We start from the raw sequence: 22,354 nt of genomic DNA on the forward strand, positions 1-22,354 counted from the left end.
ATGGACACCAACGCCGTCCTCGACGTCGGCATCGACGCCCTGGTGCTCGCCGCGAAGCTCTCCGCACCGGTGCTCGTCACCGCCCTGGTGGTCGGGTTCATCGTGTCGCTGGTGCAGTCGGTGACCCAGATCCAGGAGGTCACGCTCAGCTTCGTGCCCAAGGCCGTCGCCGCGGGGATCGCGCTCATCGTCTGCGGGCACTGGATGATCTCGGAGCTGGTCGCGTTCACCCACGACCTGTTCGCGCGCATCCCGATGCTCGTCGGCGGCTGACGTGGACCCGATCTCCGTCGCCCTGCCGCTCGCGGGCCTGCAGACGACCATGCTCGCCGGCGTGCGCATCGTCGCGTTCCTCGTCATCGCCCCGCCGTTCTCGCAGCGCGCGGTGCCCAGCATCGTCAAGGTGACCCTCGCCCTCGCGCTCGCGCTGGCGATCACGCCGCGGCTCGAACCCGTGGCGGCCGACGGGACCGGTGCCTTCGTCGGCTCCCTCGTGATGCAGGCGGTGGTCGGTGCCGCGTTCGGGTTCCTCGTGATGCTCGCGTTCTCGGCCGTGCAGTCGGCCGGCACGCTGATCGACCTGTTCGGTGGTTTCCAGATGGCGGCCGCGTTCGACCCGATGAGCATGACCAGCGGCGCCCAGTTCCAGCGGCTGTACCAGATGGCCGCCGTCGTCCTGCTGTTCGTCACCGACGGGTACCAGGTGGTGCTCGCGGGTCTGGTCCGCACGTTCGACGCGCTGCCGCTGGGTGCGGTGCTCGACCTGAGCGCGCTCGGCGAGTCGGTGACCACCGGCCTGTCGCAGATGTTCGTCGGGGCGATGCAGATCGCCGGACCCCTGCTCGTGGTGCTCTTCCTCGCGGACGTGGGCCTCGGCCTGCTCACCCGGGTCGCGCCCGCGCTCAACGCGTTCGCGATGGGCTTCCCGCTGAAGATCTTGCTCACCCTGTCGTTCGGCGCGTTCGCGTTCCTCGCGCTGCCCGCGGTGGTCGAGGGCCTGACCGGGCGCTCGGTCGAGGCGATGCTGGGGGTGGCGCGGTGAGCGAGAGCGGCGAGCGCAGCGAGAAGGCCACCGCGCAGCGCATGAAGGAGGTGCACCGCAAGGGCAAGCTCGGGCGGTCGCAGGACCTCTCGGCCTGGATCGGGATGGGCGCCGCCGTCCTCACGCTGCCGATGGTGGTCACCCGGGGCCAGGCTGCCGCGCTCGACCAGCTGGCGGCGGTCCGCGACGTGGCGCGGAACCCCACCGCCGCGGGTGCCGTGCAGGTGCTCGACGACGCGCTGCGCTCGCTGCTGACCACACTCGCCCCCCTGTTCGTCGTGCTGGTGCTCGTCACGGTGGCGGTGGGCATGGCGCAGGGCGGGGTCCACCCGCGCCGGTTCACCATCCACGTGGACCAGTTCAAGCCCGTGAACGCCGCCAAGCGGCTGGTCGGCGCGCAGGCCTGGTGGCAGGGCGCCCAGACCCTGCTCAAGACCGGCGCCGTCGCGCTCGTGCTCCTGGTCGGGCTGCAGGCGCTGGTGCCCACGCTGATGGCCTCCGGCCAGCTGCCCCTGTCGCACCTGCTCGGCGTGGCCGGCGACGGCACCGCCTCGCTCCTGCGGACCGGAATCGCCGCGGGCATCCTGCTGGCGGTCGCCGACGTGGTGGTGGTGATGCGGCGCAACCGGAAGCAGACGCGGATGACCCTCCAGGAGCTCAAGGAGGAGAACAAGCGCACCGAGGGGGACCCCATGCTCAAGGGCGCTATCCGGTCCAAGCAGCTCTCGATGAGCCGTAACCGGATGATGTCGGAGGTCGCCACCGCCGACGTCGTGCTGGTCAACCCGACGCACGTCGCGGTCGCGCTGCGCTACGAGCCCGGCTCGGGAGCACCCAAGGTCGTCGCCAAGGGGGCCGGCGCTGTCGCGGCCCGCATCCGCGCCGAGGCGACCGAGCGCCGGGTGCCGATGGTCGAGGACATCGCGCTGGCCCGCGCCCTGCACGCCGCGTGCGAGCTGGGCCAGGAGGTCCCCGCGCACCTGTTCACCGCGGTCGCCCGGGTGCTCGCGTTCGTGATGGCCCTGCGCCGTCGTGGCGCCGGCGCCGGCCAGCACCGCGTCCCCGGCGGCTCCACGCTGCCCGCCGACGACACCACCGACCACCGGTCCGCGGCCCGCGCCGCCCGCCGGCCGGCCCGGGCACCCCGCCCGCCGGCCCCGTCCGCCTCCTCGTCCGAGAAGCAAGGGTCCTGATGAAGAACCGCTCCGTCTCCCAGATGGCCGTGCCCGCCGGTGTGGTGGGCATCGTCCTGATGCTGGTGGTGCCGCTCCCCGCCGCCCTGCTCGACGTGCTCATCGCGATCAACATCACCGTGTCGCTGGTCATCCTGCTCACCAGCATGTACGTCAAGCGACCGCTGGACTTCTCGGTGTTCCCGTCGCTGATCCTGGTGTTCACCCTGTTCCGGCTGGGGCTCAACGTGGCCTCGACCCGGCTGGTGCTCCGGGACGGGTACGCGGGCCAGGTCATCGACGCGTTCGGGCACATCGTCGTCGGCGGCTCGCTCGTCATCGGCCTGGTGATCTTCCTGATCCTCGTGGTCATCCAGTTCGTCGTCATCACCAACGGCGCCGGGCGCGTGGCGGAGGTCGGGGCGCGGTTCACGCTCGACGCCATGCCGGGCAAGCAGATGGCCATCGACGCCGACCTGAACTCGGGCCTCATCGACGAGGACACGGCGCGGCAGCGTCGGGCGGACGTCGCGGCGGAGGCGGACTTCTACGGCGCCATGGACGGCGGGTCCAAGTTCGTCAAGGGCGACGCGATCGCCGGCATCATCATCACGGTCATCAACCTGGTGGGCGGGTTCGCCATCGGGATGCTCCAGATGGGCATGAGCCCGGCGGAGTCGCTGCAGCGGTTCAGCCTGCTGACCATCGGCGACGGCCTGGTCACCCAGATCCCCGCGCTCCTGCTGTCGGTGTCCACCGGCATCGTGGTAACGCGCGCCACGGCCGAGGGGGACATGGGCACCGCGGCCGCGAAGCAGCTGGGCCAGTCCCGGACCGCGCTGGTGATCGCGGGTGTCGGCGCCATCGCGCTGGCCCTGCTGCCGGGCATGCCGAAGGTGCCGTTCCTCCTGGTGGGCGCAGCGCTCCTGCTCGTGGCGCAGCGGTCCCGCGCCACCGAGGCCAAGGAGTCGGCCGCCGAGCAGGCGGGTGCGGTCACCGCCGCGACGGCGCCGGCCAGCGACAGCCCCGAGCAGCTCATCGAGCAGATGCGCGTGCACACCCTCGAGATCCTGCTGGCGCCGGACCTGGTCGACCTCGTCGGCTCCGGACCGGACCAGGACCTGCTCGCCCGCGTCCGTGGCCTGCGGCGCAAGACCGCCCTGGAGCTGGGGATCGTCGTGCCGCCGGTGCGCACGCGGGACAGCGTCGACCTGCCGCGGTCCACCTACGTGGTGCGCATCGCGGGGGTGGAGGTCGGCCGGGGCGAGGCGCCCGCGGGGCGGATGCTCGCGCTCGGAGACGACCTCGGGTCGCTGCCCGGCACCACCGTGCACGAGCCGGTCTTCGGCCTGCCCGGCAAGTGGATCCCGGCCGAGCTGCGGCACGCGGCGGAGATGTCCGGCGCGACGGTCGTCGACCGGGTCTCCGTGCTCATCACCCACCTGGGCGCGCTCATCAGCCAGCACGCCGCCCGGCTCCTGGGCCGCGAGGACGTGCGCGTGCTCACCGAGGGCGTCAAGCGCGTCAACCCGTCGGTGGTCGAGGAGCTCATCCCCACCCTGCTGAGCCTGGGCGAGGTGCAGCGGGTGCTCCAGGGCCTGCTGGCCGAGGAGGTGCCGATCCGCGACTTGGGCCGGATCTACGAGTCGCTGACCCTGCGCGCGCGCGTCAGCACCGAGCCCGAGGGCCTGGTCGAGGCCGCCCGCGCGGCGCTGGGCCCGGCGCTCGGTTCGCTGTACGTGCAGGACGGTTCGCTGCGCGCGATCACGCTGGACGCCGTGCTCGAGCAGCAGCTGGTCGAGTCGCTGCGGCCGTCGGAGCAGGGCACGCACCTGCTGGTCGACCCGGCCCGGCTCGAGTCGGTGCTGGCGCAGCTGCGCGACGCGGTGGCGATCGCCGAGCAGGACGGCCGGACGGTCGTGCTGGCCTGCGCGCCCGCCATCCGGCCCGCGCTGCGTCGCCTGGTCGCGATGGGCCTGCCGCGCCTGCCCGTGCTCTCGTACGCCGAGGTCACGGGTGTCGGCGCCCTGGTGGAGACCGTCGGGGCGGTGAGCGGTGGCCACGCGATTGCTGCTTGAGGGCGGTGACCTGGCGAGGCTCATGGCGCAGGTGCGCGACGAGCTGGGCCCCGGGGCGCGGATCATCAGCGCCGAGCGGGTGCGCAGCGGCGGCGTGGCGGGCTTCTTCGCGCGGGAGCGGTTCGAGCTCACGGTCGACGTGCCCGAGCCGCCGCCGGCGCGCCCTCGCGCCCGGCGCGGACCTGCGGCGCCGGCGGCGGGCATCGAGGCCCTGCTCGCGGCGGCCGACGCGTCCGACGCCCTGCCGGACGGTTCGACCGTCGAGGTCGACCCCGGCCCCACGGGTCCCACCGTCTCGACGGGCGACCCGTCGTTCGCGGCGATCCTGGACCAGATGCGGTCCATGGCCGGAGCTCCGGAGCCGGCTGACATCGAGATCCCGGCGCCGGCCCCCGAGGACCCGCTGCGGGTCGCCCTGCGCGGACTGGGCGTGCCGGACCGGCTGCTCGTCGGCGAGCCGCTGACGCTCCCCTCGGTGCTCGCCCGCGTGCCCGCCGCCCCGGTCGCCCCGCGCGGGCCCGGGCAGGTGATCGCGATCGTCGGCGCCCAGGAGGACGCCGACGCCGTGGCTCTCCTGCTCGCCGAGCGGCTGCGCCTCGAGCGGTCTGCCGTGGTCGCCACCGGTGCGCGCGCGGCCACCTCCACCGGCCTGGCGCGGGCCGCGGGCGCCCACGAGCTGTCCACCTGGCGCGAGCGGGCGACACGCGCACCGCACCCGGGGATCGTCGCGATCGCCGTGGGACCCGACCCCGCGGACCGGGTCGATGCCGCCGCACTCCTGCGCGCTGCCCGCGCCGACCAGGTGTGGGCCGTGGTCGACGCGCGGACCAAGACGGTCGACGCTGCGACGTGGCTGACCCAGGTGGGTGGCGAGCGCGGTGTCGACGCGGTCGCCGTGCGCGGCCTCTTCGACACGGCCCAGCCCGGCACCGTGCTGGACCTGGGCGTGCCGGTCGCCTGGGTCGACGGCGTGCCCGCAACCACCGTGGCCTGGGCCGCGGCGCTCGGACAGGCCCTCGGACCTGCGGGCGACGCGCCTCGCGGCGCACGAGGGATCGCGGGGTAGGGTCACCGCATGCTCGTGCTCAGCCGTCGCGTGGGGGAACGGCTCGTGATCGGTGACGACATCGTCGTCACGGTCATCGAGGTCCGCAGCGACGGCGTGCGCATCGGGATCGACGCCCCGCGGCACGTGCGCGTGCACCGGGCCGAGGTGCTCGACGCGCTCACCGCCGCCAACGTGGACGCGGTCGCGGCGGACGACCGGACGGCCGCGGCGCTGCGGCGCCTGGTGTCACCCGCCCCGGCCCAGCCGGACCCCTCAGGAACCTCGCCCTCCGACCGATGAGGTCGGACGCCGGGACGCTGGGTCCTCGGCGGGCTGGAGGGCACCGTGGAGGACGTCGACGAGATCGTCCGTGAGTTCCTGGTCGAGAGCTACGAGAACCTCGACCAGCTGGACCGCGACCTCGTGGCGCTCGAGGAGTCGCCCGGGTCTCGTCCGCTGCTGAGCAGCATCTTCCGGACCATCCACACCATCAAGGGCACCAGCGGGTTCCTCGCGTTCGGGCGCCTCGAGCGCGTCGCGCACGCCGGCGAGAACCTGCTGGTCGAGCTCCGCGACGGACGCCGGTCCATGGACCAGCCGACCACCGACGTGCTCCTGCGCCTCACGGACGTCGTGCGCGAGATCCTCGCCGCGATCGAGGCGGACGGCACCGAGGGTGACGTGAGCGTCGACGCCGTCATCGAGTCCGTCGAGGCGGTCCGCGACGGACGCACACCGGCACCGGCCGAGCCCGCGGTCGTCGACGAGCCCGTCGACGAGCCCGTCGTCGAGCCCCTCCTCGCGCCCGCGCCGGGAGTGATCGTCGAGCGGACCCCTGGCGCCCCCGTCGTCCCCACCCAGCCGGCCGCACCCGTCGCCGAGCACCTCCGCGAGGAGGTCGGTGCGCTGCGCAGCGCCGCCGACACCTCCATCCGCGTGGACGTCGAGCTGCTCGACGCGCTCATGCGTCAGGTGGGCGAGCTCGTCCTCGCCCGCAACCAGATCACCCGCCTCTCGTCCGGGACCGACGACGTCGACCTCGCGCGCTCGGCGCAGCGCCTCAACCTCATCGCCGGTGAGCTGCAGGAGGGCGTCATGAAGACGCGGATGCAGCCCATCGAGCACGTGTGGTCCAAGATGCCGCGCATCGTGCGGGACCTGGCCGCCGCGTGCGGCCGCGAGGTCCAGCTGGAGATGACCGGTGGCGACACCGAGCTGGACCGCAGCCTGCTGGAGGCGGTCAAGGACCCGCTGACCCACCTGGTGCGCAACGCGGTCGACCACGGCATCGAGCCGTCCGGGCAGCGCGTCGCGGCCGGCAAGCCCGCCCGGGGCGTGCTGTCGCTGCGGGCGTACCACGCGGGCGGGCAGGTCGTGGTCGAGGTCGCCGACGACGGCCGGGGCATCGACCCCGAGCGGGTCGCGGCGAAGGCCGTCGAGAAGGGTCTGCGCACCCCCGACCAGCTCTCGACGGTCAGCAACGCCGAGCTGCTCCAGCTGCTCTTCCTGCCCGGCTTCTCCACCGCCGAGGCGGTCACGAACGTGTCCGGCCGCGGGGTCGGGATGGACGTCGTGCGCACCAAGGTCGAGGCGATCGGCGGCACCGTCGACGTGGACTCGACCGTCGGCTCCGGCACCGTGTGGCGCCTGCGCATCCCGCTGACGCTGGCGATCATGCCTGCGCTCACGGTGGAGTGCGCCGGGGACCTGTACGCGGTGCCGCAGGTCAACCTGCTCGAGCTCGTCGCGCTCGACGGGCAGCGTTCGGGCTCCGGGATCGAGTACGTGCACGCCGCGCCGGTCTACCGGCTGCGCGGCGAGCTGCTGCCGCTGGTGTCGCTCGCGTCGGTGCTCGGGGTCGACGCGGACGGTCCCGCCGAGGGGTCGAGCGTCATCGCGGTCGTGCAGGCCGACCACCAGCGCTTCGGCCTGCTGGTGGACCGGGTGCTGAACACCGAGGAGATCGTGGTCAAGCCGCTGTCGGCGCGCCTGAAGTCGATCGGCGGGTACGCGGGGGCCACCGTGCTCGGGGACGGGCGCGTCGCGCTCATCCTCGACGTACAGGCGATCGCGCGCCGTGCGCTGGTCGGCGAGCTGGAGCAGGTGAGCAGCGAGGCGGCCCGTCGCGCGCAGGAGGCTGCCGCCCGCGCCATGCCGATGGAGCAGGTGCTGGTCGTCGGCATCGGCGGGGGTCGCCGGGTGGCCATGCCGCTCGCGTCGGTGGCCCGCCTGGAGCACGTCCAGGCCGCGCAGGTGGAGCTCGTCGGGGGACGTGAGGTGGTCCAGTACCGCGGCACGATCCTGCCGCTGGCCCGCCTCGACCGGGTGCTCGGGGGCTACGGCGACGAGCTGGGCGAGGAGCTGCTGGTCGTCGTCTACAGCCGCGCCGGGCGCAGCGTCGGCCTGGTCGTGCACGAGATCGTCGACATCGTCGACGACGACGTCGCGCGCCACTCGGACATCGAGGACCACGGCCTGGTCGGCTCGACGGTCCTGGGCGACCGGGTCACCGAGCTGCTCGACGTCCGCACGGCCATCCTGGCGGCGGACCACGCCTTCTACGACACCCCGCCGACGTCCGACGAGCTCGACGGGCTCGCCGGGCTCCCCGGGCACCCCGACCTGGTGGGAGCCGCACGATGAGCCAGTACGTGACGTTCACTCTCGACGGCAGCCTCTACGGGATCGACGTGGTGCGCGTGCAGGAGGCGCTGCGCTCGCACGCCCGGACGCGGGTGCCGCTGGCGCCGCCCACGGTGGCCGGCCTGGTGAACTTGCGCGGTCAGGTGGTCCTCACCATCGACCTGCGCACCCGGCTGGGTCTGTCCGGTCGCGCCGACCTGGCGGAGCCGATGATGGTCGTCGTCCAGGTGGACGGGGAGCCGGTGAGCCTGCTGGTCGACGAGATCGGGGACGTGGTCGAGGTAGGCCCGGGCTCGTTCGAGACGCCGCCCGACACGCTCGACGCCGCCCTGCGCCCGCTCATCCTCGGCGCCCACAAGCTCGAGGGCGGCCTGCTGCTGGTGCTCGACGTGGATCAGGCCGCCGCCGCCTGACGCGTGCTCGGAGCAACCTGTTTGTCCGGGTCTTCACCCGGCTGACTGCTTACCGCGGGGGCGTGCCGACCGATCGGCGGGGTGCAGGCCCACCAGGGGTCTCGCACGAAGAGAGGCACCCCATGTCGACGACCCAGCCTGCGGCCGAGGGCCGGACGACGCGCCGTGGCGCGTGGTTCGCCGACCGGTCGGTCCGGACCAAGATCCTCGCCCTGACCGCGATCTTCGCGCTCACGTCCGCGGGATCCGGCGTCTACGCGCTGATCACGATGGAGCAGATGGCGGCCCAGACCGAAGAGCTCTCGACGACCGTGACGACGATCATGGCGCCGCTGAGCACGGTCCACCAGGACCAGCTCAAGGCCCGCATGATCGTCGCCCAGCTCGGCGCGACGCGCAGCCCGGAGGCCCAGGAGCACTGGCTCCAGGAGCAGGTGGACAACGACGCCGAGATCGACGCGGCCATCGCGGAGTTCGAGGCGGCGGGCGGCGACGTGGTGCCCACGTGGGCCGACTTCCGCTCGGGCTTCGACGCCTGGCGCACCGCCCGGGACGAGCAGCTGGTCCCGGCCGCGACCAGTGGCGACAGCGCGCTCTACGAGCAGGTGCTGAACGAGGTCACCGAACCCCTGAAGTCCACCTACGTCGACGCGCTCGACGCCGCGGCAGCTGCCGGCGACGAGTACGCACAGGGCATCGCCGACGAGGCGCGCGCCGAGGCGGACACGGCCTCGACCGTGCTCATCGTGACGCTGCTGCTGGCGATCATCGGGTGCACGGCCCTGGGTGCCGTGGTCGCCGGGGCGATCCGCAAGTCCGTGCAGCGGGTCCAGGGGTCGCTCGAGGCGCTGGCCCGCGGCGACGTGACCGTGCGTGCCGACGTGCACAGCCGCGACGAGATCGGCCGCATGGCCACCTCACTGACCATCGCGCAGGACTCGCTCCAGCGGACCCTGGCCGGTGTGGTGGAGACGTCGGAGACGGTGGCGGCGGCGGCGGAGGAGCTGTCGGCGTCGTCGGGTCAGGTGGCGGCGGGGTCGGATGAGACGTCGGCGCAGGCGGGTGTGGTGGCTGCGGCTGCGGAGCAGGTGTCGCGCAACGTGCAGGCGGTGGCGGCGGGTGCGGAGCAGATGGGTGCTTCGATCCGGGAGATCGCGCAGAACGCGAACCTGGCGGCGAAGGTGGCGGGTCAGGCGACGTCGGCGGCGGAGTCGGCGAACGATCAGGTGGCGCGGTTGGGGGAGTCCAGCCAGCAGATCGGGAATGTGGTCAAGACGATCACGAGCATCGCGGAGCAGACGAACTTGTTGGCGTTGAACGCCACGATCGAGGCGGCGCGTGCGGGTGAGGCGGGCAAGGGGTTCGCGGTGGTGGCCGGGGAGGTCAAGGAGCTGGCCTCGGAGACGGCTCGGGCGACGGAGGACATCGCGCGGCGGGTGGAGGCSATYCAGGCGGACACCACGGGGGCGGTGGCGGCGATCGGGCAGATCGCGGCGATCATCGCCTCGATCAACGACTATCAGCTGACGATCGCCTCGGCGGTGGAGGAGCAGACGGCGACGACGAACGAGATGTCGCGGGGGGTCGCGGAGGCGGCGACGGGSTCGGGGGAGATCGCGRTSAACATCGGTGGGGTCGCGGCGTCGGCGGCGTCGTCCTCGGAGGTGCTCGGTCAGATGGGTCAGGCGGTCGGCGAGCTCGCCCGCCTGTCCCACGACCTGCGCACCCGCGTCTCGGCGTTCCAGTTCTGATGGGCGCGTCGATGAAGCGCACCGCGGCCGCCCTCGTGGCGGTCGGCCTCCTCGCGACCGGCTGCGCCGGACCCGGTGCCGACGACGAGACCCAGCTGGTCGGGGTCGCGATGCCGACCACCGTGCAGGAGCGCTGGATCGGTGACGGCGAGAACCTGGAGGCGCAGTTCACGTCGCTCGGCTACGACGTCTCCCTGCAGTACGCCGACGACAGCGTGGACACCCAGATCGCGCAGCTCACCGCGATGATCGACGCCGGGGCGGACGCCCTGGTGGTCGGTGCCGTCGACGGCAGCAAGCTGCGCGGGGTGCTGTCCCAGGCGGCGTCGGCCGGGATCGCGATCCTGTCCTACGACCGGCTCATCCGGGACAGCCCGGACGTCGGCTACTACGCCTCGTTCGACAACTGGAGCGTCGGCGTCCTCCAGGCGAACGCCCTGCTGACCGGCCTCGGCGCGATCGACGCGTCGGGCGCCCGGACGTCCGCCCCCGGTCCGTGGGCGATCGAGATCTTCGCGGGCTCGCCCGACGACAACAACGCCACGGTCTTCTACCAGGGCGCCATGTCGGTGCTGCAGCCGTACCTCGACTCCGGCGTGCTCGTCGTGCCCTCGGGCCAGACCGACTTCGCCACCGTGGGGACGCCCGGGTGGAAGGGTGAGACCGCGGCGGCACGCCTGCAGACGCTGACCGGTCCGTACCTGGGCGGCCTGCACCTCGACGGGATCCTGGCCCCCAACGACGGCATCGCGATCGCGGTGCTCGATGCGGCGCGCTCGGGACTCGGCTACGGCGGGGACGGACCGGCGCTGCCGGTGGTCCCGGGCCAGGACGCCGAGCTGGCGTCGGTGCGCTCCATCGTCGCGGGCGAGCAGTACTCGACCGTCTACAAGGACACCCAGCAGCTGGCGGAGGTGGCCGTGCAGATGGTGCGCGCCCTGCTGGCCGGCGACGAGCCCGAGGTGAACGACACGACGTCGTACGACAACGGCGTGCAGGTGGTCCCGTCCTATCTGCTGGCCCCGCAGCTGGTCACGCTCGACAACTACCGCGAGGTCCTCGTGGACGGCGGCTACTACTCGCAGGACGAGCTGGGCACCCCGCCCGCTGGAGGATCCAAGTGACGACGACCCGTACGCGCGCCCGCTGGTTCTGGGACCGGCCCATCGGCGCCAAGATCGCGACGGCCCTGGTGGTGCTGGGCACCATGTTCGGGCTGGTCGGCGGCGCCGGTGCGGTCGCGCTCTACCGTGCGGGCGAGCACCTGCAGGACATGTCCGCGCTCACTGGTCGGCTGCAGTCCGCGATGGCGGAGCTGCGGACCGCGCAGGCGCGCAGCCACCTGCTGGTGCACCGGGCGGTCGAGGCGACCGACCCCGCGGTCCGCACCCAGCTGCTCACGTCGTCGGACTGGGTGGACGGCGACGTCGCGCGACAGATCGCCGTGATCGAGGAGTTCCCGCAGGCCGAGACCGCGCAGTGGTCCGACTTCGTCACCCGCTGGGACGCCTGGGTCGCGTACCGCGACGCCACCCTGGTGCCGTTCGTGCAGGCCGGTGACCAGGTCGGTCTCGCCGCGGCGATCCGGGCCAGCGCGGCCGCGGACCCCGACGCCGCCGGCCGCCCGCTCGCGCTCGCGCAGGGCCAGGTGGACGCGCAGGTCGACGAGATCCTCGCCGCCGGCCAGGCCGAGGTCGACCAGACGATCCTGGTGCTCGCGATCGCGTTCGTGCTCGGCGCCCTGTTCTCCGGGGCGCTCGCCGCGGCGGTCACCCGGCGGATCACGCGCGCCGTCCGGAGCGTCCAGGCGTCCCTCGACGCCATGGCGGACGGCGACCTCACGGTCGTCTCGCCCGTCGAGTCGGGCGACGAGACCGGCCGGATGGCCGCCTCGCTCACCCGCGCCCAGACGTCGCTGCGGGCCACGCTCGCGGGCGTCGTCGAGACGGCGGCCGGTGTCGCGGCCTCTGCCGAGCAGCTCACCGAGTCCAACGGGCGCGTGGCCGGTGCGGCGCAGGAGACCAGCGCGCAGGCCGGGGTGGTCGCCGCAGCGGCCGAGCAGGTCAGCCGCAACGTCCAGGCGGTGGCGGCGGGCGCCGAGCAGATGGGTGCCTCCATCCGGGAGATCGCGCAGAACGCGACCGAGGCCGCCAAGGTGGCGCACAAGGCGACCGGCGTGGCCGAGGCCACCAACCAGCAGGTCGCCCGGCTCGGTGAGTCCAGCCAGCAGATCGGCAACGTGGTCAAGACGATCACCAGCATCGCCGCGCAGACCAACCTGCTGGCCCTCAACGCCACCATCGAGGCCGCGCGCGCCGGGGCGGCGGGCAAGGGGTTCGCCGTCGTCGCGGGGGAGGTCAAGGAGCTCGCGTCGGAGACGGCCCGCGCCACCGAGGACATCGCGCGCCGGGTCGAGGCCATCCAGCAGGAGACGGCCGGTGCGGTGTCCGCGATCGCGGAGATCAGCGCCATCGTCACGTCCATCAACGACTTCCAGCTGACTATCGCGTCCGCGGTCGAGGAGCAGACGGCGACGACGAACGAGATGTCGCGCGGTGTGGCCGAGGCCGCGACCGGCTCCGGGGAGATCGCCGTGAACATCACGGGTGTGGCGTCCGCGGCCCAGAGCAGCACCGACGTGCTCGTGGAGGTCGGCGGACAGGTCGACGAGCTCGCGGTCCTGTCGCACCGCCTGCGCGACCGCGTGTCCGCGTTCACCTTCTGACCCGCTCACAACGCCCGCGCCCACGCCGATAGGCAGCACGACACCGGAATCCCGGTGCCCGACCCTGGAGGAACCGTGACGAGGATCCGCGTGCTGGTGGTCGACGACTCGGTCGTCGTCCGCCGACTCGTCACCGACGCGCTGTCGAGAGACCCGGAGATCGAGGTCGTCGGGGTCGCGGCCAACGGGAAGCTGGCCCAGGCGAAGGTGGCCCAGCTGGCACCGGACCTGGTGACCATGGACATCGAGATGCCGGAGATGGACGGCATCGAGGCGGTCCGCGCGCTGCGACGCTCGGGACACCGGATGCCGATCGTCATGTTCTCCACGCTCACCGAGCGCGGCGCGTCGGCCACGCTCGACGCGCTCGTCGCGGGCGCCCAGGACTACGTGACCAAGCCGGCGAACGTCGGCAGCGTCCAGGAGTCGCTCGCGCAGGTCGCCGACAACCTGATCCCCAAGATCAAGGCCCTCGTCGGGCCGGTCCGCAGCCGCGGCCCGCTGGGGGCGACGACGACGGCCGCGCGCCCCGCGGTGCTGCCGACGCCCGCACGGACGCGCGTCGCTGTGCGTCCGGAACCGGCCTCGCACGCCGTCCGCGCGGTCGTCATCGGCTCGTCGACGGGTGGCCCGGAGGCGCTGTCCAAGCTGGTCGCCGCCCTGACGACGCCGCCGTCGGTGCCGGTGCTCGTGGTCCAGCACATGCCCCCGGTGTTCACCCGGCAGCTGGCCGCCCGGCTCGACAGGCTCGGGCCCGCGCGCGTGGTCGAGGCCGAGGACGGCACGGAGCTGCGTCCGGGCACGGTGCACGTCGCCCCCGGCGACCGCCACCTCGAGCTCCACCGCCGCGGCGACGTCCTGCGGACCGTGCTCACGGACGGACCGCCGGTGAACTACTGCCGCCCGTCGGTCGACGTCCTGTTCCGCTCCGCGGTGCGCGCGATCGGCGGCGACCTGCTCGCCGTCGTGCTCACCGGCATGGGCGCGGACGGTCGCACCGGGTGCGAGGACGTCGTCGGTGCGGGAGGCACCGTCCTGGTGCAGGACGAGCCGACGAGCGTCGTGTGGGGGATGCCCGGTGCGGTCGCGACCGCGGGGTTCGCGCACCGCATCCTCCCGCTGCTGGATGTGGCCCCGACGATCGAGCGCGTGCTCGCCGAGGCCCACGCCGGTGAGAGGAGCTCTCGGTGGGTCTGACCCCGGAGTCCTTCTCGTTCGTCGCCGACCTCGTGCGGCGGCGCAGCGCCATCCAGCTGGCACCCGGCAAGGAGTACCTCGTGGAGAGCCGGCTGCTGCCGCTGGCGCGCGAGGAGGGGATCGTCGACGTCGACGCCTATGTGATGCGCGTCCGCGGCGGCGGCCGGGAGGCCGACCTCGTCCGCGTGGTCGAGGCGCTGACCACCAACGAGACGTCCTGGTTCCGCGACTCGACCCCGTTCGGGGCGCTGCGCTCGACCGTCGTGCCGGCGGTGGTCGCCACCCGCGGGCCGGCCACGCGCTTGCGGGTGTGGTCCGCCGCGTGCTCGACCGGCCAGGAGCCGTACTCGATCGCGATGACCCTCGCGGACTGCCTGCCGTCGACCGCCTCGTTCGAGATCGTCGCGACGGACCTGTCGGAGCAGGTGCTCACCCGCGCGCGGGAGGGCCACTACAGCCAGCTCGAGGTCAACCGGGGGTTGCCGGCGCCGATGCTCGTGCGGCACTTCGCGCGAGCGGGTGCCGGGTGGGAGGTGGCCCCGCAGCTGCGCACGCACGTGACGTTCCGCGCGCACAACCTGCTCGACGCGCCCCCGGCCGGTGGTCCGTTCGACGTGGTGTTCCTGCGCAACGTGCTCATCTACTTCGACCTGCCCACCAAGCGCGCGATCCTGCGTCGCCTCCGGCAGGTGCTGCGCCCCGACGGCGCGCTGCTGCTGGGCGCCGCCGAGACGACCATCGGCGTCGACGACGACTGGGTCCGGATGCCCGCCGGTGCCGGCTCGATCTACCGCCCCGTCCGACCTGTGCCCGACCCGCTCGGCATCCCGCAACCCCGGACCGCGACGTGGTCCGCCCCCACACCCGCCGTCCCGGCCCCCGTGCTGACCCGAGGAGCACCACGATGAGAGCGCTCGTGATCGACGACTCGCGCACGATGCGACGCATCGTGTCCGGGGCCTTGCACCCTCTCGGCTTCGAGACGTACGAGGCCGAGCACGGCCGTGCGGCGCTCGACCTGCTCGAGGACGGCCTCCACGTGGAGCTCGCGTGCATCGACTGGAACATGCCCGTGATGGACGGGCTCACGTTCGTCTCCGAGGTCCGCGCCAACCCCGCGTGGCGCAGCATCACGCTGATGATGGTGACCACCGAGAGCGAGCAGGGCCAGATCGTGCGCGCGCTCGCCGCGGGCGCCCACGAGTACCTCATCAAGCCGTTCACGCCCGACGCCATCCGCGGGAAGCTCGACCTGCTCGGGCTCGTCGCGGTCGAGGAGCCCGCATGACCACGCTCGTCGAGCACGACCAGGTCCTCGCCATCGCGCAGGAGGTCTTCGCCGCCATGGTCGACGGCGACGTCGGTCTGCTGCAGCCGTGGCCCGGTGAGCTGCCGGAGATCGAGGACGGCGTGGTCGCGTGGGTGGACCTGCACGGCCCGTGGCCGGGCCGCGCCGAGCTGACGACGTCCGGCGCCACGGCGAGCGACCTCACGCGGGCCCTCCTGGGCATGGGCGACGACGAGGTCGTCACGTCGCTCGACCTGGTCGACGCGTTCGGCGAGGTGGCCAACGTCGTCGGCGGCAACGTGAAGTCGCTCCTGCCGCTGCAGGGCAGCCTCGGCCTGCCGCAGGTGGCGCCCAGCGCTCCGGCCGTGCCCGGCGCACGGCTCGTGCAGGAGCTCCCGCTGTCCTGGCGCGGCCACCCGTTGGTCGTCGCCGTGTGGGCGTTCGCCCAGCCCGCTCTCCCGGAAGGAACCCGACTCTCATGATCCGAGTCCTCGTCACCGACGACAGCCGCGTGATGCGGCAGATCGTCATCCGCACGCTGCGCCAGGCCGGCTACGAGTGGGACGTCCGCGAGGCGGCCGACGGCGCCGAGGCCCTCGAGGCCATCCGGGCCGACGAGCCCGACGTCGTCCTGTCGGACTGGAACATGCCGAATATGAACGGCATCGACCTGCTGCGCCGGCTGCGTGCGGAGGGGTTCGGGACGCCGTTCGGCTTCGTCACGTCCGAGGGCTCTCCGGAGATGCGGGCGCAGGCCGAGTCGGCGGGCGCCCTGTTCCTCATCGCCAAGCCGTTCACGCCCGAGGCGTTCCGCGCGGTCATCGACCCGGTGCTGGCATGAGCGCCCAGACACCGCTGCCGTCCGCGAAGCACGTCCGCGAGCTGGTCGAGGGGCTCATCGGCCGCGACGTGCAGGTGGCGACCGGGGGAGCGATGCTCGACCCGAAGGACGGCGACGGCACGCTCGTGGGCGTCTACGTCGACAACCGGCGCGCCCTGTCCGCGCTCGTCCTGCTCGACCTGCCGCTCGCGGCGTACATGGGTGCGGCGCTCGGGCTGGTGCCCGTGCGGGTGGCCGCCGACGCCGTGACGGAGGGCGTCCTGCCGCCGGCGCTGTCCGAGAACGCGGGCGAGGTGCTCAACGTCATGGCGTCGCTGTTCAACGCCGAGGGTGCGCCGCACGTCCGGCTCGACGTGCTCTACGAGCCCCGTCATCCGCTGCCGGCCGACGTCGCCACCTGGGTGCTCGCGTACGTGCGTCGCACCGACCTGGACGTCGAGGTGGCGGGCTACGGAGCCGGCAGGTTCTCCCTCCTGGTCCTGTGAGGACCCGGCACGGACTGTCCGATCTGTCCGGAAGCCGATAGCGTCCCTCGGGTGCATCCCTTCACGCCCGTCCCGCGTGAGCGTTGGAACCGCCGGGACCTGCGGGAACGTCGTGCCGGTGGCCGTCGCTGGCCCCGCCGCTCCGCGTTGGTCCTGCTGAGCACGCTCGCGCTCGTGACGATGCCGATCGCCCTGAGCTCGGCCCCGGACCCGGTCGCGCCGGGGGACTTCGCCGCGCTGCTGACGTTGCGGGACGACGACCCGGCCACGCGGTCGGGCGCCCGGGCCCCGACGAGCACCGAGCCGACCACCAGCGCGCCGACGGCCACCGCGCCGGCAACCACCCCGCCGGCAACCCCACCTGGGGCAGCCCCGACGGCCGCCACACCGCCCGCGGCGTCGCAGGCGCCCGCCGCAGCCCCGGCCCCGACGATCAGCGACGAGATCGTCACGCGCACCAACGCAGAGCGCACCGCCGCCGGCCTGGCACCTCTGGCCGTCTCGGCGTGCGGGACGGAGCAGGCCGCGGCGCGCACCGCCCTGCTCGTGGCCGAGGACCGGTTCGAGCACGACCCGCTGGAGCCCGTGCTGGAGGCGTGCGCGGCACGTGCCGTCGGGGAGAACCTGGCCCTCGGCTACCCGACGCCGCTGGCCGTGGTCGCGGGGTGGATGGGGTCCGAGGGGCACCGCGCGAACATCCTCAACCCGACGTACACGCAGATCGGCGTCGCCTGTACCCCGAGCCCGAAGGGTCAGCTCTGCGCGCAGGTGTTCCTGGGCTGAGTACGCAACATCCGGGTCACACAGTTCTGCCACACTGCGCGCATGTCTTCGACCCCCTCCACGCAGACAGAGCGTCCTGCGCCCCCGACGAACGCCGTCGACCGCTACTTCAAGATCACCGAGCGCGGTTCGACCATCGGTACCGAGATCCGTGGTGGTCTCGTCACCTTCTTCACGATGTGCTACATCATCGTGCTCAACCCGCTGATCATCGGGACCGTCCAGTCCGGCGACGGCCTGTTCCTCGGCGGCGGCGACGCCCCGAACCTGGCAGCCGTGGCGGCGACGACCGCGCTGGTCGCCGGCGTGATGTCGATCCTCATGGGCGTCGTCGCCAACTTCCCCCTGGCGCTCGCGGCCGGGCTCGGCCTGAACGCCGTCGTCGCCTACTCCATCGCCTCGCTGCCGGGCATGTCCTGGCAGGACGCGATGGGCCTGGTGGTCCTCGAGGGCCTGATCATCCTGGTCCTGGTGCTCACCGGCTTCCGCGAGGCTGTGTTCCGCGCCGTCCCGCTGGAGCTGAAGACCGCCATCAGCGTCGGCATCGGCCTGTTCATCGCCTTCATCGGCCTGGTCGACGCCGGCTTCGTGCGGATCCCCGCCAGCATGGCCACCCCGGTGGAGCTCGGCATCGCCGGCTCCCTGGCCAGCTGGCCGCTCCTGGTGTTCGTGTTCGGGCTGCTGCTCGCCATCATCCTCATGGTCCGCAAGGTCCGGGGCGCCATCCTCATCTCGATCGTCTCCGCGAGCGCGCTGGCGTTCGTCATCGAGCTGGTCGGCAACATCGGGAGCAAGACCGACGAGACCGGGGCCGTGGTCAACCCCGCCGGTTGGTCGCTCGAGGTCCCGCACTGGCCCGAGGGCGGCATCTTCGCGAAGCCGGACTTCTCGCTGGTCGGCCAGTTCTCGCTGTTCGGCTCCATCGAGTCCATCGGCCTGGTCGCGGTCATCCTGCTGGTGTTCTCGCTGCTGCTGGCCGACTTCTTCGACACGATGGGCACCATGGTCGCCGTCGGCGGCGAGGCCGGCCTGCTCGACAAGGACGGCAACCCGCCGAAGACCAAGCAGATCCTCATCGTCGACTCGATCGCCGCGGCGGCCGGCGGTGCGGGCAGCGTCTCGTCCAACACGAGCTACATCGAGTCCGCGTCGGGCGTCGGCGACGGTGCGCGCACCGGGCTGGCGGCGGTCGTCACGGGCATCGCGTTCCTGCTGGCCACGTTCCTGTCGCCGCTGGTCGCGCTGGTCCCGTTCGAGGCGGCCACCCCGGCGCTCGTCGTCGTCGGCTTCCTCATGGTCACCCAGATCGCCGGCATCAACTGGCGCAACTGGGAGGTCGCCATCCCGGCGTTCCTCACCATCATCATCATGCCGTTCTCGTACTCGATCACGGCCGGCATCGGTGCGGGCATCATCACGTTCGTCGTGATCAAGCTGGCCGTCGGCAAGGTCCGCGAGATCCACACGTTCATGTGGCTGGCGTCGGCCCTGTTCGTCGCCTACTTCCTCATCGGCCCGATCAAGGCTGCGTTCGGCATCTGACAGCTCACGTGCGAGGGGCCGGGTCCGTGACGGACCCGGCCCCTCGTGCGTCCGCTCAGCGTCGGACGGCGGCCACGATCGTCTCGACGGCGGGCAGCAGCTGCCCGAACGACTTCTCGTAGAGCGCCGCGTCGCCACGGTAGGGGTCGACCACGTCGTCGTCGGCCGGTCGGTGCGCCGACAGGCCGCGGCGGGCCGCGGCGACCGGGATGAGCGCCCGCAGGCGGTCGGCCGTGGTCGCGTTGGAGCCGGGGAGCGTCGCGGGGTCGACGTCCGCGGCCAGCCGGGCCAGCTCCCGCAGCGTGAACGTGCGGCGCACGGCGGCGGGGACCAGCTCGACGATGGCGGACCGGTGCCGCCGCGTCAGTGCGAGCACCAGGTCGGCCTGCTGCACCATGCCGGCCACCAGCTGCCGCGCCTCGAAGTTGCGGGGGTCGACACCCTGCGCCGCCACGAGGGCCGCGATCTCGTCGGTCATCGGGTGGCCGACCATCGCGCCAGTGCCGGCCGAGCCGACCTCGATCGCCGGCGCCAGCCCGCCGGTGGCGTCGCGGCCGCGGTACGCCGCACCGAGTCCGGCGGCCAGCAGCCGCTCCGCCGCCGGCGACCGGCAGATGTTGCCGGTGCAGACGACGAGGACGCGCAAGGGCCCGGCCAGGTCAGAGGGGGTCATGGGGACCATCTTGCGGTCCCCGGGCGCACATCCCGGCATCGAGTGACCCGATCGGCGCAGAGTTTCCACCCGCTCCGACAAGGGGACTCAGGACGCGCCGGTACGATTCCGACCGCGGTCGCCCTCCCGGGCGGCGGGTGGGCCAGGGGGAGAGAGACGTCGTGACGCACCCGGGATGGGGGGACGGCTGGAACGCGCAGCCCGTCCCGGAGGCGCCGCAGCACCCGGAGACGGTCCGCCGCCGGCGCACCTCGTACGCCCGCGCGCGGCGTCGACGGGTGCTCAAGCGCGTGCTCGTCGGGTGCGGGCTCGCGCTCGCCGTCGTGATCGGGCTCGGCGTCTGGCTGGTCACCGACGCGCTGCGCGCCGCCGACGCCCTCGAGGAGGCGCGGGGCGACGTGCAGGAGCTCCAGGAGCAGGTGCGCGCGGGCGACTCGGCGGCGGCCGACAAGACCCTGGTGCAGCTGCAGGCGCACTCGTCGACGGCCGCGCGCTCGACCACGGGACCCGTCTGGACCCTCGCGCGCTCACTGCCGTGGGCCGGGCAGAACGTGCGCGCGGTCCAGACGGTGGCGGGTGCGGTCGACGACCTCGCCCAGAACGCGCTGCCGTCGCTCATGCAGGCCACGACGCTCGTGGACCCCACGGCGCTCGCCCCGGTCGACGGGCGGGTGGACCTGGCGCCCCTGCAGGAGGCCGCCCCCGCCATCGTCGCGGCCGACGACGCCGTGCAGATCACGGCCCAGCAGCTGGACGACCTCGACACGTCCGCGCTGCTCGCCCTCGTCGCGGAGCCCGTCGAGACCCTGCGCGACCAGGTGGCCGACGTCGCGGTGACCACGGCGACTGCAGCCCGCGCGGCACTGCTGGTGCCCGCGATGATGGGCGCCGACGGCCCGCGCGACTACCTGGTGCTCGTCCAGAACAACGCCGAGCAGCGCGCCACCGGCGGCATCCCCGGCTCGGTCCTGCACCTGCACGCCGAGGGCGGCGCGGTCACGGTGGTCGAAGAGCGAGCGGGCAGCTCGCTCAGCGGACTGCCCGAGCCGGCACTGCCCCTGACTGACGCGGAGTACGCGCTCTTCGGTCCGCTGCTGGGCACCGACATGCGCGACGTCACGTTCACGCCGGACTTTCCCCGCACCGGGGCACTGGCCAAGGCGATCTGGGAGCAGGAGGTCGGGGGCACGATCGACGGCGTCCTCTCGATGGATCCGGTCGCGCTGGGCCTGGTCCTGAAGGCGACCGGCCCCGTCACCCTCTCCGACGGCTCCACGCTCGACGGCGAGGACGCCGCGCAGCGGCTCCTCAACCAGGTCTATCTCGACCTCGAGGACAACAAGGACCAGGACTCCTTCTTCTCGGACACCTCCCGCTCGGTCTTCGCCGCCGTGGTGGGGGGCCAGGGAGACACCCCCGCGGTCATGGACGCGTTGGCGGAGGCCGCTCGCCAGGGCCGCCTCATGGTGTGGTCGGCCGACGAGGACGAGCAGGATCGACTCGCCCCCACCGTGCTTGGTGGAGCCCTCCGCGGGGTGGACGGCGACTCCGCCGTGATCGGCGTCTACCTCAACGACGGCACGCAGGCGAAGGTGGGCTACTACCTGGACCTCAGCATCGACGCGGAGGCCACGACGTGCCGCCCGGACGGCTCGCAGATCGTGCACGCCGTGGTCACGCTGACCTACGACGCACCGGCCGACGCTGCCGCGCTGCCCCCGTACCTGGTGGGGCTGGACAACATTGTGCCGCTGGGAGAAATTAGGACAAACCTCCTTATCTACGCTCCCGACGGCGGCGGTATCGAATCGGTTCGGGTGAAACCTGATCCGCAGGGTGTGAATGCTCAGGTCCACGACGATCTGGGTGTCGGGGCCCGCACATTTACGCTCAAACCGGGCGAGAGTGGGACGCTGGACATGCAGATCGTGACCGGCAAGAAACAAGCCGGAAACGTGCATATCCGATCGACCCCGACCGCCCGCCAAAAGGGTGAGGTAATCGTGGGTTCCGCGTGCGTGAACTAGCGGGTACGGTTGCCTCTAGTCACATCTCGACACACCTGTAACACGACCGTCCGGGGGGACACACACAATGAAGATTCGTCGCACCGCTCTGGTCGCTGTTGCTGCCGTGGCACTCGCGCTCGTCCCGTCCGCCGCCTTCTCTTATGGCGCTGGCGACTTCTCCAACAAGGGCACCGTGTCGGACACGACGCCCGCCGCCGGTGAGAGCTTCACCGTCACGGTGACCGGCCCCGCCGGCGCCTCGGTGACGCTGACCGTCACGAGCAACCCGGCGTCGCTGCCGGACTCGTCGATCACCATCGCCGGGACGAAGTCGCTGTCCAAGGTCACCAACGCCTCGGGCACCGCGGTCTTCACCGTCACGCTCAGCCAGGCCGGCACCTTCACGGTGGTTGCCACGGACACCGCCTCGGGCGCCGTCATCAGCACCCAGACCGTCTCGGTCGCTGCCGCTGCGGGCGCCGCTGGCAGCCTGAGCTCGACCGGTTCGAACGCGCTGCCGATCGCCCTGGGCGCCGGTGCGCTGGTCCTCGTCGGCGCCGGTGGCGTCGTCGTCGCCCGCCGTCGTCAGGCTGGCGCCGCGGCCTGAATGGCCTAGCACCTCACACGAGAGCCCCGCACCGGATGGTGCGGGGCTCTCGTGCGT

General features: G+C 72.8%; 22 protein-coding genes. 21 read left to right on the forward strand and 1 reads right to left on the reverse strand.

Annotated features, from left to right (window positions below):
- The 19 genes from fliQ to AC1DXT_RS04055 all read left to right on the forward strand — a co-directional run bounded on the left by fliQ (nt 1) and on the right by AC1DXT_RS04055 (nt 19,008).
- A complete protein-coding gene (fliQ, locus tag AC1DXT_RS03965) occupies nt 1-273 on the forward strand; it encodes a flagellar biosynthesis protein FliQ (protein WP_056085628.1) in 273 nt (90 codons plus the stop codon).
- A 10-nt stretch (nt 274-283) separates the two neighbouring features.
- Nucleotides 284-1,042, forward strand: a complete 759-nt coding sequence (locus AC1DXT_RS03970; RefSeq protein WP_477060810.1) for a flagellar biosynthetic protein FliR — start codon at nt 284-286, stop codon at nt 1,040-1,042.
- On the forward strand, nt 1,039-2,235 hold the full coding sequence (locus AC1DXT_RS03975) for an EscU/YscU/HrcU family type III secretion system export apparatus switch protein (protein ID WP_477060055.1): 1,197 nt from the start codon (nt 1,039-1,041) through the stop codon (nt 2,233-2,235). Before AC1DXT_RS03970 ends, AC1DXT_RS03975 begins: the two co-directional genes overlap by 4 nt.
- Nucleotides 2,235-4,292: a flagellar biosynthesis protein FlhA gene (locus AC1DXT_RS03980; RefSeq protein ID WP_477060056.1), complete on the forward strand. Its 2,058-nt coding sequence runs from the start codon at nt 2,235-2,237 to the stop codon at nt 4,290-4,292. The genes AC1DXT_RS03975 and AC1DXT_RS03980 overlap by 1 nt, the downstream gene beginning before the upstream one ends.
- The gene (locus tag AC1DXT_RS03985) at nt 4,270-5,358 is read left to right on the forward strand and encodes a hypothetical protein (protein WP_477060057.1); all 1,089 of its coding nucleotides are present in this window, start codon (nt 4,270-4,272) and stop codon (nt 5,356-5,358) included. The genes AC1DXT_RS03980 and AC1DXT_RS03985 overlap by 23 nt, the downstream gene beginning before the upstream one ends.
- 9 nt (nt 5,359-5,367) lie before the next feature.
- Nucleotides 5,368-5,640, forward strand: a complete 273-nt coding sequence (gene csrA, locus AC1DXT_RS03990; RefSeq protein ID WP_477060058.1) for a carbon storage regulator CsrA — start codon at nt 5,368-5,370, stop codon at nt 5,638-5,640.
- A gap of 45 nt (nt 5,641-5,685) precedes the next feature.
- Complete coding sequence (locus AC1DXT_RS03995; protein ID WP_477060059.1) at nt 5,686-7,983, forward strand: chemotaxis protein CheW; 2,298 nt, start codon at nt 5,686-5,688, stop codon at nt 7,981-7,983.
- Nucleotides 7,980-8,396, forward strand: coding sequence for a chemotaxis protein CheW (locus tag AC1DXT_RS04000; RefSeq protein WP_477060060.1), 417 nt, complete (start codon nt 7,980-7,982; stop codon nt 8,394-8,396). Before AC1DXT_RS03995 ends, AC1DXT_RS04000 begins: the two co-directional genes overlap by 4 nt.
- 122 nt (nt 8,397-8,518) lie before the next feature.
- Nucleotides 8,519-10,147: a methyl-accepting chemotaxis protein gene (locus AC1DXT_RS04005; RefSeq protein ID WP_477060061.1), complete on the forward strand. Its 1,629-nt coding sequence runs from the start codon at nt 8,519-8,521 to the stop codon at nt 10,145-10,147.
- Nucleotides 10,148-10,158: 11 nt separating this feature from the next.
- The gene (locus AC1DXT_RS04010) at nt 10,159-11,271 is read left to right on the forward strand and encodes a substrate-binding domain-containing protein (protein WP_477060062.1); all 1,113 of its coding nucleotides are present in this window, start codon (nt 10,159-10,161) and stop codon (nt 11,269-11,271) included.
- Nucleotides 11,268-12,872 (forward strand): methyl-accepting chemotaxis protein, encoded by a 1,605-nt coding sequence (locus AC1DXT_RS04015; protein ID WP_477060063.1) that lies wholly within the window; start codon nt 11,268-11,270, stop codon nt 12,870-12,872. Before AC1DXT_RS04010 ends, AC1DXT_RS04015 begins: the two co-directional genes overlap by 4 nt.
- A gap of 75 nt (nt 12,873-12,947) precedes the next feature.
- Nucleotides 12,948-14,069: a protein-glutamate methylesterase/protein-glutamine glutaminase gene (locus AC1DXT_RS04020; RefSeq protein WP_477060064.1), complete on the forward strand. Its 1,122-nt coding sequence runs from the start codon at nt 12,948-12,950 to the stop codon at nt 14,067-14,069.
- A complete protein-coding gene (locus AC1DXT_RS04025) occupies nt 14,060-14,977 on the forward strand; it encodes a CheR family methyltransferase (RefSeq protein ID WP_477060065.1) in 918 nt (305 codons plus the stop codon). Before AC1DXT_RS04020 ends, AC1DXT_RS04025 begins: the two co-directional genes overlap by 10 nt.
- The gene (locus AC1DXT_RS04030; protein WP_477060066.1) at nt 14,974-15,357 is read left to right on the forward strand and encodes a response regulator; all 384 of its coding nucleotides are present in this window, start codon (nt 14,974-14,976) and stop codon (nt 15,355-15,357) included. The genes AC1DXT_RS04025 and AC1DXT_RS04030 overlap by 4 nt, the downstream gene beginning before the upstream one ends.
- Nucleotides 15,354-15,839, forward strand: coding sequence for a chemotaxis protein CheX (locus tag AC1DXT_RS04035; protein WP_477060067.1), 486 nt, complete (start codon nt 15,354-15,356; stop codon nt 15,837-15,839). The genes AC1DXT_RS04030 and AC1DXT_RS04035 overlap by 4 nt, the downstream gene beginning before the upstream one ends.
- Nucleotides 15,836-16,198, forward strand: coding sequence for a response regulator (locus AC1DXT_RS04040; RefSeq protein WP_477060068.1), 363 nt, complete (start codon nt 15,836-15,838; stop codon nt 16,196-16,198). The genes AC1DXT_RS04035 and AC1DXT_RS04040 overlap by 4 nt, the downstream gene beginning before the upstream one ends.
- The gene (locus AC1DXT_RS04045; RefSeq protein ID WP_477060069.1) at nt 16,195-16,683 is read left to right on the forward strand and encodes a hypothetical protein; all 489 of its coding nucleotides are present in this window, start codon (nt 16,195-16,197) and stop codon (nt 16,681-16,683) included. The genes AC1DXT_RS04040 and AC1DXT_RS04045 overlap by 4 nt, the downstream gene beginning before the upstream one ends.
- A 51-nt stretch (nt 16,684-16,734) precedes the next feature.
- Entirely contained in the window at nt 16,735-17,466 is a 732-nt protein-coding gene (locus tag AC1DXT_RS04050; RefSeq protein ID WP_477060070.1) for a CAP domain-containing protein, read from the forward strand.
- Between the two features lie 42 nt (nt 17,467-17,508).
- Complete coding sequence (locus AC1DXT_RS04055; protein WP_477060071.1) at nt 17,509-19,008, forward strand: NCS2 family permease; 1,500 nt, start codon at nt 17,509-17,511, stop codon at nt 19,006-19,008.
- Between the two features lie 55 nt (nt 19,009-19,063).
- Here AC1DXT_RS04055 and AC1DXT_RS04060 read toward each other — a convergent pair whose 3' ends face one another.
- Complete coding sequence (locus tag AC1DXT_RS04060) at nt 19,064-19,681, reverse strand: arsenate reductase/protein-tyrosine-phosphatase family protein (protein ID WP_477060072.1); 618 nt, start codon at nt 19,679-19,681, stop codon at nt 19,064-19,066.
- A gap of 161 nt (nt 19,682-19,842) precedes the next feature.
- Here AC1DXT_RS04060 and AC1DXT_RS04065 point away from each other — a divergent pair, with 161 nt between their 5' ends.
- Nucleotides 19,843-21,708, forward strand: a complete 1,866-nt coding sequence (locus AC1DXT_RS04065; RefSeq protein WP_477060073.1) for a DUF4012 domain-containing protein — start codon at nt 19,843-19,845, stop codon at nt 21,706-21,708.
- Between the two features lie 67 nt (nt 21,709-21,775).
- Nucleotides 21,776-22,297, forward strand: a complete 522-nt coding sequence (locus AC1DXT_RS04070; RefSeq protein ID WP_477060074.1) for an LPXTG cell wall anchor domain-containing protein — start codon at nt 21,776-21,778, stop codon at nt 22,295-22,297.
- Nucleotides 22,298-22,354: the final 57 nt, after the last annotated feature.

It is taken from the genome of Cellulomonas sp. P1_G12_2, from assembly GCF_056405535.1.